Origin of the sequence: Pandoraea terrigena (genome assembly GCF_902459705.1) — a bacterium.
Classification (GTDB): Bacteria; Pseudomonadota; Gammaproteobacteria; order Burkholderiales; family Burkholderiaceae; genus Pandoraea; species Pandoraea terrigena.
Genome location: NZ_CABPRU010000004.1, coordinates 50824 through 65092 on the forward strand (window position 1 = coordinate 50824; position 14269 = coordinate 65092).

The 14269-nt window shown below is 63.8% G+C and carries 13 protein-coding genes; 9 read left to right on the forward strand and 4 right to left on the reverse strand.

The window, feature by feature from the left end:
* Nucleotides 1–5: 5 nt before the first annotated feature.
* The 3 genes from aroC to PTE31013_RS10375 form a co-directional block, all read right to left on the reverse strand.
* Nucleotides 6–1109, reverse strand: a complete 1104-nt coding sequence (gene aroC, locus PTE31013_RS10365; protein ID WP_150612741.1) for a chorismate synthase — start codon at nucleotides 1107–1109, stop codon at nucleotides 6–8.
* Between the two features lie 178 nt (nucleotides 1110–1287).
* Nucleotides 1288–3207: an MFS transporter gene (locus PTE31013_RS10370; protein WP_150612742.1), complete on the reverse strand. Its 1920-nt coding sequence runs from the start codon at nucleotides 3205–3207 to the stop codon at nucleotides 1288–1290.
* Entirely contained in the window at nucleotides 3204–3659 is a 456-nt protein-coding gene (locus tag PTE31013_RS10375; RefSeq protein ID WP_150612743.1) for a CBS domain-containing protein, read from the reverse strand. The genes PTE31013_RS10370 and PTE31013_RS10375 overlap by 4 nt, the downstream gene beginning before the upstream one ends.
* A gap of 411 nt (nucleotides 3660–4070) precedes the next feature.
* On the opposite strand from PTE31013_RS10375, the gene PTE31013_RS10380 reads away from it, so the two are divergent.
* The 3 genes from PTE31013_RS10380 to PTE31013_RS10390 are packed head-to-tail and all read left to right on the forward strand — an operon-like array spanning nucleotide 4071 to nucleotide 6546.
* The gene (locus tag PTE31013_RS10380; RefSeq protein ID WP_150613025.1) at nucleotides 4071–5378 is read left to right on the forward strand and encodes an O-acetylhomoserine aminocarboxypropyltransferase; all 1308 of its coding nucleotides are present in this window, start codon (nucleotides 4071–4073) and stop codon (nucleotides 5376–5378) included.
* Nucleotides 5375–6190, forward strand: a complete 816-nt coding sequence (locus tag PTE31013_RS10385; RefSeq protein ID WP_150612744.1) for an alpha/beta fold hydrolase — start codon at nucleotides 5375–5377, stop codon at nucleotides 6188–6190. Before PTE31013_RS10380 ends, PTE31013_RS10385 begins: the two co-directional genes overlap by 4 nt.
* A gap of 32 nt (nucleotides 6191–6222) precedes the next feature.
* On the forward strand, nucleotides 6223–6546 hold the full coding sequence (locus PTE31013_RS10390) for an Mpo1-like protein (RefSeq protein ID WP_150612745.1): 324 nt from the start codon (nucleotides 6223–6225) through the stop codon (nucleotides 6544–6546).
* Here PTE31013_RS10390 and PTE31013_RS10395 read toward each other — a convergent pair.
* Nucleotides 6536–7852: a YihY family inner membrane protein gene (locus tag PTE31013_RS10395; RefSeq protein WP_150612746.1), complete on the reverse strand. Its 1317-nt coding sequence runs from the start codon at nucleotides 7850–7852 to the stop codon at nucleotides 6536–6538. The genes PTE31013_RS10390 and PTE31013_RS10395 overlap by 11 nt on opposite strands.
* 389 nt (nucleotides 7853–8241) lie before the next feature.
* Between PTE31013_RS10395 and wrbA the strand changes: the two genes are divergently transcribed.
* From wrbA to PTE31013_RS10425, 6 genes are all read left to right on the forward strand, one after another.
* Entirely contained in the window at nucleotides 8242–8829 is a 588-nt protein-coding gene (wrbA, locus tag PTE31013_RS10400; RefSeq protein WP_150612747.1) for an NAD(P)H:quinone oxidoreductase, read from the forward strand.
* Nucleotides 8830–9037: 208 nt separating this feature from the next.
* Nucleotides 9038–9376 carry a DUF2069 domain-containing protein gene (locus tag PTE31013_RS10405; protein ID WP_246174310.1) on the forward strand — a complete coding sequence of 113 codons (339 nt, stop codon included), beginning with the start codon at nucleotides 9038–9040 and terminating at the stop codon, nucleotides 9374–9376.
* Nucleotides 9377–9441: 65 nt separating this feature from the next.
* Complete coding sequence (locus PTE31013_RS10410) at nucleotides 9442–10863, forward strand: FAD-binding oxidoreductase (RefSeq protein ID WP_150612749.1); 1422 nt, start codon at nucleotides 9442–9444, stop codon at nucleotides 10861–10863.
* Nucleotides 10864–11505: 642 nt separating this feature from the next.
* Nucleotides 11506–11886 (forward strand): hypothetical protein, encoded by a 381-nt coding sequence (locus PTE31013_RS10415; protein ID WP_150612750.1) that lies wholly within the window; start codon nucleotides 11506–11508, stop codon nucleotides 11884–11886.
* Between the two features lie 199 nt (nucleotides 11887–12085).
* The gene (locus PTE31013_RS10420; protein WP_150612751.1) at nucleotides 12086–12607 is read left to right on the forward strand and encodes a MerR family transcriptional regulator; all 522 of its coding nucleotides are present in this window, start codon (nucleotides 12086–12088) and stop codon (nucleotides 12605–12607) included.
* A gap of 103 nt (nucleotides 12608–12710) precedes the next feature.
* Entirely contained in the window at nucleotides 12711–14225 is a 1515-nt protein-coding gene (locus PTE31013_RS10425) for an MFS transporter (protein WP_174978510.1), read from the forward strand.
* Nucleotides 14226–14269: the final 44 nt, after the last annotated feature.

Here is a 14269-nt window from a genome sequence, read left to right on the forward strand (position 1 = left end):
CATCGTCATTCCGGTGCGTGTGCCGCGATGATCGGTGTGCTTACGTGCACATCGCCACACTGCGCGCGGTGACGCAACGCATGATCGATCAGCACGAGCGCGAGCAGCGCTTCGGCAATCGGCGTCGCGCGAATTCCAACGCACGGGTCGTGACGCCCGAAGGTCTCCACCGTCGACGCCTGCCCCGCCACATCGATGGAGCGACGCGGCGTACGAATGCTCGACGTGGGCTTGATCGCGATCGACACGTCAATATCCTGCCCCGTCGAAATGCCCCCCAGAATGCCACCGGCGTTGTTCCCGACAAAGCCCTCCGGGGTCAATTCGTCGCCGTGCTCCGATCCCTTCTGCGTAACGCTGCGGAAACCCGCACCGATTTCCACGCCCTTGACGGCATTCAGGCCCATCATCGCGTGCGCGATATCGGCATCCAGACGGTCGAACAGCGGCTCGCCGAGACCGACCGGAACGCCCGTCGCGACGACGCGAAGCTTGGCACCGACGGAATCTCCCGCCTTGCGGAGCGCGTCCATATACGCTTCCAGTTGCGGGACGACTTCCGCGTTGGCGGCGAAGAACGGATTCTGCGACACCTGCGACCAATCCGTCTGCGCAATCTCGATGTCACCGAGTTGCGTCATGCAGCCGTGCACCTGCACGCCGTATTTCTCGGCCAGCCACTTCTTGGCCACTGCCCCGGCGGCAACCACCGGCGCCGTGAGACGTGCCGACGAGCGGCCGCCGCCGCGGTAATCGCGCACGCCGTACTTTTGCAGATAGGTGTAGTCGGCATGTCCGGGGCGAAACGTCTGGACGATGTTGCCGTAGTCCTTGCTGCGTTGATCGGTGTTGCGGATCAGCAGCGCGATCGGGGTCCCCGTCGTCACGCCGTCGAACACGCCGGAGAGAATCTCGACCGTATCCGGCTCGTTGCGCTGCGTGACGTGACGCGACGTACCAGGACGGCGACGATCCAGCTCCCCCTGGATGTCGGCTTCCGTGAGCGTCATTCCCGGCGGACAGCCATCGATCACGCAGCCAATGGCCGGGCCGTGCGATTCGCCGAAAGTGGTAACGGTAAACAGGGTTCCAAGCGTATTGCCAGACATACGGGGTCGGGTTCGGGTAGGACGGGAAGGCCCTATTATGCCAGCGATCCCGTCACGCCGCGCCGCCAGGTGCGGCAGACTGAGGCGTGAAACGAGCGAATGGCGGCATTTTGAGGGCCTTTCGGGCGCGGCTTCGGAGCATTCCGAGCCAAGGTCGCGATTCAGGGGGAGGCGTTTCTCACACGGGCCAGGGCCCGCGCAGCTTGAGTACCTTTTCACGCAGGGATTCAGGCGTGGCCTGGGCAGGCGCCACCGGCGCACCGACGACAAGCTCGAGCCGATTCAAGATGCCGCGCTTGAATGGTCGTGTCATGGCCGAGCCGCCATGCCGGGAGAAGAAACTCCCCCACAGCCCACGCAGCGCCATCGGCACCACCGGCACCGGCGTGCGCTCGATGATGCGTTGTACGCCTTGACGGAAGACCTGCAGCTCGCCGGTTGCCGTGAGCTTGCCCTCCGGAAAGAGGCAAACGACCTCACCCGCTTCCAGCGCGTCCGCGATTCGCCGGTACGCTCGGTCGAGGGCAGCCGCATCTTCATATGCCGGGGCAATCGGAATGGCGCCGACCGTACGGAAGAACCACGACAGCACCGGGATGCGGAAAATCCGGTAGTCCATCACAAAGCGAACCGGACGCCGGATCGACGCGCCGATGACCACCGCATCGGCGAAGCTAACGTGATTGCAGACCAACAAGCATGGCCCGTCGTCCGGAATCTGGCCGGCCCCTTTGACTTCGATGCGGTAAAGGGTATGCAACAGCATCCACATCACGAAGCGAATCAGGAACTCCGGCAGGCGCAAATACAGATAGACCGCCACCAGCGCATTGAGAATACCGGTGACGAGATACAACTGGTCGATGGTAAGCCCGGCTTTCGTGAGCGCCATCGCCATGAGCGCCGACACGATCATGAACAACGCGTTGAGAATATTGTTCGCTGCAATGATGCGCGCGCGATGCGATGGCGCACTACGGCTCTGGATCAGTGCATACAGGGGCACGCTGTAGAAACCGCCGAACATCGCGAGCAGGAACAAGTCCGCCAGCACACGCCAATGGGCCGGCTGCGAGACGAACTGAGCCACGCTTTGCAAGGCAACGCCGTGAGCACCGCCCCGACTCGCGAAATAGAGATCGACCGCGAACACGGTCATGCCGATCGAGCCGAACGGCACCAGTCCGATTTCCACCTTGCCGCCCGACAGCCGCTCGCACAGCAGCGAGCCCGCCCCGATGCCCAGGGAGAACATGGCCAACAGCAGCGTGACGACGCCCGGTCCGGCGCCGAGCACGTCATGCGCGAAATTGAAAAACGATGCGAGAAAGGTGGCCCCGAGGAACCAAAGCCAGGAGATGCCGAGCAGGCTCTGGAAGACAGCGCGGTCCGTGCGCGCGATGCGCAGATTTCTCCACGTCTCGGTCAGCGGATTCCAATTGATACGCAGATCTGGCTGCGCCGCGGGCGTTTGCGGCACCCAAGTCGACACCAGCCGGCCCAGCACGGCCAACCCCAGGCAAACGCCGCCGATCCACGGCAGTGAACCCGCCCCGGCGCCCGCCAACTCGCCCCCGACAATCGTGCCGATCAGGATGGCCACGAACGTACCCATTTCGACCAGGCCGTTCCCCCCCACGAGTTCGTGATTGGCCAGGTGCTGGGGGAGATAGGCGTATTTCACCGGCCCGAAAAGCGTGGAGTGCAGCCCCATCAGGAACGTGCACACAAACAGCAGCGGTGCACTCGCCCAGAGGAAACCCGCCGCACCGACGGCCATGATCGCAATCTCCAGCGTCTTGACGAAGCGGATCAGGCGCGCCTTGTCCCACTTGTCGGCAATCTGGCCGCTGGTCGCGGAAAACAACAGGAACGGCGCGATGAAGATGGCCGAGATGAGGAACGCCGCCGTCTTGCCGTCGACGTCCTGAAAAAGCGATGCGTGATAGGTGACAAGCGACGTGAACGCGATCTTGAACACGTTGTCGTTCATCGCGCCCAGAAACTGCGTCCAGAAGAACGGCGCGAAGCGCCGCTCTTTCAACAGTCGTGATTGATGGCCCTCGCCGCGTGCCCCGCGCTGGCTGGCCTCACTCACTTGTTGTTTTCCGCTTCCTCGGCCGGCCAGTCGCGAATGTAGGCCTTGAGCATGCGATTTTCAAAGGATTGCTCCTCGACGACGGCACGCGCCACATCGTAGAAGGAAATCACGCCCATGAGCGTGCGATTGTCCATGACCGGCAAGTAGCGGGCGTGGCGCTCGAGCATCATGCGCCGGACTTCGTCGACATCCGTCTCCGGCGTGCATGTGAGCGGATGGTCGTCCATGACCTTGCGAATCGTGGAACTGCCGACCGTACCGCCATTCTCGCTGATCGTATTGATGATTTCGCGGAACGTGAGCATGCCCACGAGATCGCCAAACTCCATGACCACGAGCGAGCCGATGTCGTGCTCCGCCATCGTGTCGACGGCATCGGCCAGCAACGTCTCAGGGGTCACGGTGAAAAGGGTGTTGCCCTTTACTTTCAGGATGTCAGACACACGCATGGCACACTCTCCTCGTTGTGATGCTCGGGCAACTGCGGCGCAACGATGCCACCGGACGCATTTGCCAGACTTTGGTGTTCGAGGCGGATCGCCAGCGCGCACGCCGCTGTCGCCTCGTTATCGTGATTAGATCATGTTCGAAAGATGCTATCGGAAAGCGTCTGAAAAGGAAAGGAACAAGACGCGCGAATGTCCGTGCGACGAGGGTTTTCGGCCGATTCCGGGGATCGGTCGGATGTCCCCTCACCTCAAGCATAAGACAACACCGGCATTTCGCCGATGCGGGTGCCAGCGCCTGTCGAGATGCCCCGCGGTGGTGCTAGGATTACCGCATACGTGATGTCCGCATCACGCGCCAGCGCCAAGTCGCTGTCAAGTCAACGTCAAGCCAACCGCGAGGCCTTCTCCGACATGTCAGTCCCGCATTTCGACACGCTTGCCCTGCACGCCGGTGCCGGGCCCGACCCCGCCACCGGGGCACGCGCCACACCGATTTACCAGACCACGTCGTTCGTCTTCACCGACGCCGACCAGGCGGCTGCGCTTTTCAACATGGAACGCGCGGGGCATGTCTACTCGCGCATTTCCAATCCGACCAATGCCGTCTTCGAAGAGCGCATGGCCGCGCTGGAAAACGGCGTTGGCGCGATCGCCACGGCGAGCGGCCAGGCCGCGCTGCATCTGGCCATCGCCACGCTGATGGGCGCAGGCTCGCACATCGTGGCGTCCAGCGCGCTGTACGGCGGCTCTCACAATCTGCTGCACTACACGCTGCGCCGCTTTGGCATCGAGACCACCTTCGTGCGCCCCGGCGACCTGGATGGCTGGCGCGCCGCCGTACGCCCCGAGACCCGGCTGCTCTTTGGCGAAACGCTCGGCAATCCGGGGCTCGACGTCCTCGACATCCCCCATGTCGCCCAGATCGCGCATGACGCCGGCGTGCCCCTGATGGTCGATAGCACGTTCACCACACCATGGCTGATCCGGCCCTTCGATCATGGCGCCGATATCGTCTATCACTCGGCCACCAAGTTCCTCGGCGGACATGGCACGACCATTGGCGGCATTCTGGTCGACGGTGGCACGTTCGACTTCGAGCGGAGTGGCAAATTTCCTGAACTGACCGAACCGTATGAAGGCTTCCACGGCATGGTCTTCGCCGAAGAGAATTCCGTCGCGCCGTTCCTGCTGCGCGCGCGACGCGAAGGATTGCGCGACTTTGGCGCATGCCTGCATCCGCAGGCGGCGTGGCAACTGCTGCAAGGTATCGAAACGCTACCGCTGCGCATGGCGCGGCACGTCGACAACGCGCGTCGGGTGGTGGAATTTCTGGCGGGACACGAGGCCGTGGCGAGCGTCGCCTACCCTGAACTGGCGTCGCACCCCGACTACGCACTAGCCAAGCGCCTGCTGCCGCGCGGGGCGGGGGCGGTATTCAGCTTCAATCTGAAGGGCGACCGGCAGGCAGGGCGTCGCTTCATCGAATCGCTGCAACTCTTCTCGCATCTGGCCAACGTTGGCGACGCGCGCTCGCTGGTCATTCACCCCGCCTCCACCACGCATTTCCGCATGGACGCCGCAGCGCTTGCGGCCGCTGGCATCGGAGAAGGCACCGTACGCCTGTCGGTCGGCCTGGAAGACCCCGACGACCTGATCCAGGACCTCAAACGCGGCCTGAAGGCGGCAGTCAAATCCACGGCCAAGGGGCAAGCGCGATGAACTTCGACATCGACGACAACAACCTCTACGCCTATACCGCCGGCAAATCGATGGATCCAGCGCTGCCGACCGTTGTGTTCCTGCATGGCGCGCAGCACGATCACAGCGTGTGGGGCTTACAAAGCCGGTATCTCGCCCATCACGGCATGAACGTGCTCGCCCTTGATTTGCCGGGACATCACCGCAGCACGGGCGCCCCGTTGACAACGATTGGCGAGATGGCCGATCGCGTCGTCACCGTCCTCGATGCCGCCGGCATCCGTCAGGCGACCTGGGTCGGGCACAGCATGGGGTCGTTGATTGCGCTGGACGCCGCCGCCCGCCATCCCGAGCGGGTGTCCCGTATTGCGCTGGTGGGCACCGCTTACCCGATGAAAGTCGCCGACGTTCTGCTCGAGGCCGCCGCCGAGCGTGAGCCCGAGGCCATCGCCCTCGTCAACGCGTGGTCGCACAGCACGCTCGCCGCCAAGCCTTCGGCGCCCGGCCCGGGTTTCTGGACATGGGGCGGAAATCAACGGTTGATGGAGCGCGTGTCGCAACGCAATCCGGCCAAGGTGTTCCTCATCGATTTCGAGGCGTGCAATCGCTACGATCAGGGGATGGAGGCGGCCGCGCACGTCCGGTGTCCGGTGCTCGCCGTGCTGGGACAGCGAGATCAGATGACGCCCCCGCGCGCGGCGCAAGCCCTGCTCGACGCGCTGCGCGAGGCCGGCGCACCGGTCTCGATCAAGATCGTCGATGCGGGACACGCAATCATGACGGAACAGCCGGACGCCCTGCTCGATGCGCTCGTGGAATTCATGCGACACTGAGCGCGTCACCTTCCCAATGGAGGAGGCTCGCCATGACACCTGGGCACGATGATGCGCAGGCGTTTCACCGGTTTGCGGACTTTTACCCGTTCTATCTCGGTGAGCACCGCAATACCGTCTGCCGCCGCCTGCATTTTGCCGGCTCGTGGGGCGTAATCGCCTTTCTGATGGCGTTTGCCGCGACGGGCAACCCTTGGTGGCTGCTCGCGGCGGTCGTGTGCGGCTACGCATTCGCGTGGGTGGGCCACTTCTTTTTCGAGAAGAACCGGCCCGCCACCTTCCGCCATCCGATCTACAGCCTGATGGGCGACTGGGTCATGTTTCGGGATATCTGTCTCGGCCGCATCAAGCTCTAGCGCCCTCGTGGCGCTCGCCGCCGTCGCGATCCGCTGTCACGCTCGACGCGTCGTCACCGTCATCGGCCGGCGTGACATCGCGCGGTAGCGCATCGGCCAGCGGCACGTCCCATTTCCCCGCGCGCAGGATGTCGGCGACATGCGCGCCATCAAGGGCGTGACGCTCCATTTGGCGCGCCAGTTCGTCGACGTTGAGGGCCAGTTGCGCGACCAGCGGCGCCAGCGTCATCGTGCGCGGGTTCGCGAGCAGCAGCCAACGCTCTACCGGCGGCTGCATCGTCAATCGCCCGACCCACCCCATCCGCTCAAGCCGGGCGAGCAGGTCACCGGCATGATCGAGACTCGTGCGCATGGTGTTCGCCAGTTGCACCGCCGTAAGCCCGCTACCGCCGGCCTCCCGATCCAGATTGAGCAAATGAATCAGCGTCAGGCCATCGAGCAGATCGCTTCCCGGAAAGCGCGGATATTGGAAATGGCCGAGACGTAACGCCGGCAGCACCGACGCGATCGTCGCACCGATCAGCGCTACCAGCCATGACAGATAAATCCAGAGCAAGAAAATCGGCACCGCCGCGAAGGCGCCGTACACGGCCGTATAAGTCGGAAACTGCCGAATGTACATGCCGAAGCCACGCTTGGTCAGATCGAACGCCACCGCCGCCACGACCCCGCCGACCAACGCGTCACGCCAGTCCACCTTGCAATTCGGCATGTAGAGATACATCAGCATGAAGACCACGCTGGTCAGCGCTGGAGGAATCAGGCCGAGCAGCGAGGCGACAACCGGCGGCAACGTGCTCACCAGCGACATCGATTGCGTGAAGACGTATGAGCTGATCGACAGGCTCACCCCGATCAACAGCGGCCCGAGCGTCAGCAGACTCCAGTAAATCAGCAGACGCTGCGCGAGCGGGCGGGGACGTCGCACGCGCCAGATTACATTGAATGCCGACTCGATCGTCATCAACGTGAGCACGGCCGTCACCAGCAAGCCGATCAGACCGAACGCCGTCAGGCCTTTCGCCTTCGACGCGAACTGGTTCAAGTAATTGAATATCTGGGCATTGACGCTCTCGGGCATCAAGTGCTCGAGCAGGAAGCTCTGCAAGGCGTCGCGAAACGCATTGAAAATCGGGAAGGCCGTGAACAGCGCAAATGTCACCGCAAATAGTGGCACGATCGACAAGATCGACGTAAACGTCAGGCTCCCCGCCACCTGTGGAATCCGGTCGTCCCGTGCCCGCGCAAGCGCGTATTTCAGCAGTTGGCGAACGTTGTTCCAATTGATGCGGGAGAATCTGAGCAAATCGGGCTCCTGAGGGAAAACGCTGGCACGGCCAGCAACCGTGCATCGCGCGCGATCCATTACGCGGTCACGCGAGGACCTGATCACGGGGTTACACAGTTAGGCCGTTACGCCAATAGGAACGCCCTATAATACCCGCACTTTTCCGATCCTTTTCCGATCCTTTTTCGTTCCGTCATCGATCCGTCATCGATCCTTTTCCACCCACTATTACACCAAGGCCGACGGCCCCGATGGGTGTGCCAGCCCCAGACTCGCCCCGACGTTTTCGTCGTACCGATCAACCGGCGACGTCACGACGCGCCGCCAGTCCGGTTGACTTCCCGACGTCTCGTCGACACCCCCGGGCATGGCCCCGCCCGCTACCCCGACCCCGCCGATTCGACTTCATGACTGAAATCCTCGTCCTGTACTACAGCCGCCACGGCACCACGGCACAACTCGCCCAATGCATCGCGGCCGGCATCGACAGCGTGCCCGGCGCGCAGGCGCGAGTGCGCACCGTCCCCGCCGTTTCGGCCGTATGCGAAGCGAGTGCGCCCGACATCCCGGATAGCGGCCCGCCCTACGTCGAATTGCGCGATCTGGAAGAGTGTGCGGGACTCGCGCTCGGGTCGCCGACGCGCTTCGGCAACATGGCGTCTGCGCTGAAGTACTTTCTCGACGGCACGACGCCGCAGTGGCTCTCGGGCGCACTGGCGGGCAAACCGGGCTGCGTGTTCACGTCGAGCGCGAGCCTGCACGGCGGCCAGGAAAGCACGCTGCTGTCGATGATGATCCCGTTGCTGCATCACGGGATGTTGCTGATGGGCCTGCCCTACACCGAAGCTGCGCTCTCCAGCACGCGCACCGGCGGCTCGCCGTACGGCGCCACCCATTTCGCGCATGAAGGCAGTTCGCTCTCGGCCGACGAGCGTCAATTGGCGTCGGCGCTCGGCGCACGACTCGCCCGGGCCGCACACAAGCTGGCAGAATGAGGGCTTGCGCCGCACAACACGCCGCGCCCCGCGCGGCGGCGACTCGCTTTCCCGCAGTATTTCCGGCCCTCAAGACAAGCCCATGACTGCCACACCGCCGAACACGCCCCACAGCACCGACGCCCCCAGTGCGCACGCGCAGCCGTCACGCACGCAACCGCGGGCGCCGGCCGCGTCCGGCGGACCCCGTGGACTGCGCCTGGCCAGCATGACGAGCCTGCTGGCGTTGATCGCGCTATCGCTCGCCTGGGAGTTGTGGCTCGCGCCGCTGCGTCCTGGCGGCTCGTGGCTGGTACTCAAGGCGCTGCTGTTGTTGCTGCCGCTGCGCGGCGTACTCCGCGGCAACCTGTATACGCTTCAGTGGTCGAGCATGTTCATCCTGCTGTTTCTTGCCGAAGGCGTCGTGCGCGGCATGACGGACACGGGGGCATCAGCCTCGCTCGCGTGGATCGAGACCGCGCTGTCGCTCATCTTTTTCTTCTCGACGATCTTTTATCTGCGGCCCTTCAAACGGGCGGCGAAAGCCCGTGCCGCAGGCCCGCGTTAGCGCCTGCCCTCGGTGACCAGCGTTGCCATACCGTGAATCGCGCAAATAGTGTGACGTCCCCTGCCATGAACGACACCGCCTTCCTCACCGCATGCCGGAACCTGCTGGGCCGCGACCACGTTCTGCGAGAGGCCGCCGACACGGACGCCTACCTCACCGACCAACGCAAACGCTACACGGGACGCGCCCTCGCCGTCCTCCGCCCCGCCGACGCCACTCAGGTCGCCGCCCTCGTGCGCCTGTGCGTCGACCACGGCGTGCCGATGGTGCCTCAAGGGGGCAACACGGGTCTCGCCGGCGGCGCGACGCCCGACACGAGTGGGCGTCAGGCGCTCATCAGCTTGCGCCGTCTCGATCGCATTCGACAGGTGGATGCCGAGAACATGACCCTGACTGCCGAGGCCGGCTGTCTGCTGGCCAACGTGCAGGCGGCGGCCGCCGCCGCAGAACGCCTGTTCCCGCTGAGCCTGGCTGCCGAGGGCAGTTGCACCATCGGCGGCAATCTCGCGACGAATGCGGGCGGCACGGCCGTCTTGCGTTACGGCAATACGCGCGAACTGTGCCTCGGCCTCGAGGTGGTCACGCCGCAAGGCGAGTTATGGGACGGATTGCGCGGGCTACGCAAGGACAACACCGGCTACGACCTCCGCGACCTGTTTATCGGCGCGGAAGGCACGCTTGGGCTGATTACTGCGGCAACCCTCAAGCTCTTCGCACAACCCGTCGCACGCATGACGGCGCTCGCTGCACTGGACAGCCCGGCGCACGCCCTGGCACTCCTGAATCTGGCGCAACGCATGGCAGGACCGCTGCTCACGGGCTTCGAGTTGATGTCGCACTTTTGCCTCCAACTCGTGGCACAGGTCTTCGCACAGCAACGTTATCCGTTCGCGCACCCTCATGCCCAAACCGTGCTGCTCGAACTCTCCGACAACGAGAGTGAAGCGCATGCACGCGATCTGCTGGAGCGCTTACTGAGCACGGCGGTCGATCAGGGCATCGTGCGCGACGCCATTATCGCGAACAGCCTGGCGCAATCGAATGCGCTCTGGCACTTGCGCGAGAGCATTCCGCTGGCGCAGTCAGCCACGGGGCTCAATATCAAGCACGACATCGCTGTACCGGTGTCACAGGTACCCGTGTTTCTCGAAGCCACCGATCCGATCGTGCAACGCCTTGCGCCCGGTGCCCGCATGGTGACCTTCGGCCACCTGGGCGACGGGAATCTTCACTACAACGTGATGGCGCCCGAGGGCGTTGATCCCGCCGCCTTCCTTCACCAGTATCAGACGAGCGTCACCGCCGCCGTGCACGACAGTGTGCATGCCCATCACGGCACCATCAGTGCGGAGCATGGCCTCGGGCAACTCAAACGAGACGCCTCGGCGCATTACAAGTCGCCGGTCGAACTCGCGCTGATGCGCGCGCTGAAGACGGCCTTCGACCCGCTCGGGCTGATGAACCCGGGCAAGGTACTGCCCGGCTGAGCCCCCCGCGCGCGAATCTCGGGCGAATCACCACCGAAGCCCGACCGGACCTCAGAAAAATCACAAAATCCGCCAAAATATCGATGATATTCGCCGATTTTTTGACAAAACACCGCAGAATCCTGCCACCGCCTTTACAGACGCGCATCAAAACCCTAGTATTGTGCCTTTCCAATGACGACGGAGTTTTCCGTGGGCAGTTGCTCTAGTAGCACGCAAGCGTCGGCAATGGCCGACGAGGCGTTGGCCCGGTAACCCGCAGTCCTCACCGACTGCCGCTGCCGGTCTTCATGCCGCAGCGGTAGTGCCTCGATCGCATGGGCGCCTGATGGTCTCACCGCCATCATCGGCTTCCCCCGGCGATCCCGTTTTCAGCACCCTGACCGCAGTTCAGCGATTCACGAATGGGCTCGCCCATCCGGAATCCGGCACGTTTGGCGCGTCGGTTTGCCACAGACTCGATCTGTCGGCAGCCGTCCGAGCGCAAAGCCTGCCGACGCTTGTGTCGTATTCATGCATGGCAATGCACGTCGCGTGCGCTTCCTGCGTCCTAGCGGACGACGAAGTCTGCGCGATGTCCATTGCGATGTGTCGCCATGCCACGGCATCCCCCGTCCCAGGCCCTTGATTCAGGAGGACACCATGACGCTGCAACTGCTCATCCCCACACTAATCGGGCGTGCCCGCGCCCGCCTTTCGCCCGCATCGACGGCATCGAACCGCGTGAGCACGTCGGCTGGCGCGCGCGTCGCGCCGAAGTACCGGCTTGTCGTGCTCACACTGGCGTCGAGAGCGCACGCCATCGACACCCAGGTTCGTCATGTCCTTCGCTCGCATCGGCTCACGCCCGAAGCGGCTTCTCGCTCCGAGCGTTCCGGCGGGTACCTGCTTGAACTGGATTATGGGGTGCGCTGTGAGCAAAGCCGCCGCGCGGCGCTCGTCCACCTTGTCTCGACGCTCGGCGACACGGCTGGCGTTCGCGCCATTCGCTGGGAGACGGCGCCGGAGCCACCGGCTCGCTGAGCACATCCTCCTGAACCGACACCCCCTTCGCCCGGCCGGCAGCAACGTTCATGCGTCAATGCTGGCCGGGCCGATGTCTCTTGCACCGGCCTTGCCTTCGTTCCCGGTCGCTGGTTTTCGAGGCTTGCCAACTCAAACCTATACGTTCACGTACATGTTGTGCTAGCATTCGATTCACCTTCCGATTGGAGGCAAGCGCATGCCCATAGATCCCTCGTCCGCGTCGGCCGCAGCAACACCTTCGGATGACGCTCGCCTGCTGACCGTCGGCCAGGCCGCCGCCGCGCTCGGTGTGACGGCCCGCACGTTGAAGTACTACGAGGAACTGAATCTCGTCGTGCCGGCCCGCAGCGGTGGACGTTATCGCATGTATGCCGAGTCCGACCTCGCAACGTTCGGCCGCATCCTGCGCATGCGCTCGCTCGGCTTTTCGATTGCCGCGATCACGGAGATCCTCAAACGCCCGATGCGCCTGGTCGAATCCGGCAAATCGCGCATGAATGAGGAGGACTTGCAAGTCGTTCGCGACGCCCTGCACGTGCAACTCGATACGTTGCGCGAGCGCACGGTGCAAGTGCGCCGGGAATTGCGTGAGGCGGAATCACTAGAAGCGCAGATCGCTCACGACCTCCAATACATCGAACAACGGCTTTGCGGCGTGCCGGCCGACCAACTGCTGGCAGAACGCGTAGCACGACGCCGCAAGCCTCAGTCGCATTGACCTGCGCCCACCATCGGACTTCGCCCCCCCGTCGCCCGTCATGACATCCGCCGCGCCGCCAACCGGTTCCGCTCCGTCGCTGCCCAACGACCCGCTGAGGCCAATGCGCGTCGGAGCCTACCGCTACGCGCTTGGCCTGATCCCGGGACTCGAATTCTTCGAGAACGCACTGCTCGTCTACTTCGCCGTCTACATCTCCGGCGGCGTCGACGCCTCACCCAAAGAGTTCGTCTGGATGACGACGGCCTATGGCATGACGTCTGTCCTCGCCATCCTCAAGCAGCAATGGTTCGTCGAGCGCATGGGTTATCGCCGCTATCTGACCGCGTCGCTACTGCTCTACGCCTGCGGCGCTCTGGTCGCGGGCACCAGTGAAAGCGTGACGCAGCTCGTGATCGCGCGGGCCTGCCAAGGCTTTTGCGCGGGCAGTTGGATGAGTTCGTGCCGCATCCTCGCGCAAGTGAGCGTCCCGGCGGAGCGACGCGGCAAAACGGTGCAGACGTTCGCCCTGCTGCTATTCACGGGTTCGGCCACCGCGCCGCTCATCGGCGGACTGCTCATCTCCACATACACCTGGCGCACGCTGTTCCTGTGCACCGCGCCGCCTGCCGTGCTGCTCGCGGGACTCGCATGGTTCTCGGTGCCCGACGTGGGCCGCCTGCGTGAACGTGCCACCGATAGCCGCTATCCGTTCGCACCGTTCATGGCATTCGCACTGGCAATGGGTGCGTTTCAAGTCGTGTTGCAGGAAATGCGTTACACGTTGTGGCTGCAAACCCCATGGTTGCCTTTGCTCACCGTCGCCGGCGTGGGCGCGCTCGTGGGGTTCGGCTATCACCAATGGCAATATCCCGCACCGTTCATACGCCTGCAATCGCTGCGTCGTCGGGAGTTTCAGGTCGGACTGCTGCTATACGCGGCCTACTACTACCTGGCGAACACGCAGAGCTACCTGATGCCGCGCATGCTCGAGCAGGGGCTGGGCTTCACGGTCGAGCGAACAGGGCAATTGCTCGGTTATTCGGGGCTGCTCACCGTGCTTCTGCTGGTGGCCTACTTTCGCGCCGCGAGATTCATTACGCACAAGAAATTACTGATCGTGGGCGGTTTCGTGATGACGATCGCCACCAGCCTGTGGCTCGCCGCCATGCCGCCCGACGCGGGTCAGTCGCAACTCTACGGCGTGCTGGCCCTCAAGGCCGTGTTCGGCATCTTTACCGTGCTGCCCGTGGCCAACCTGACCTTTCGTACCTTCGATCATGAAAGCTTCGTGCACGGCTACCGGCTCAAGAACATCTTGCGCCAGCTCTCCGGCTCGTTCGCCGTCTCGACGATTGTCGCGTTCGAACAGCATCGTGAAGCGCTGCACCGCACTCGCCTGACGGAGGTCGCCAATCCCTTCAACCCGGTCTTCACGCAGACGCTCGACACGCTCACCCATGCCCTCACGCACGCGGGCGTGCCCGCCTCGGCTGCACACGGCGCCGCGCTTGCGCAAATTGCACGGACGATTCAGCGGCAAGCGTCATTCCTGACGTTCATCGACGGCTTCCATTTCATTGCCATCGTCGCGCTGTGCGGCGCCATTTTTGCAGCAGTCCAAAAGCAGCTAAATTAGAATCGATGCACCACCGGTGCACGAAGTCACCGAAAGATCCACCG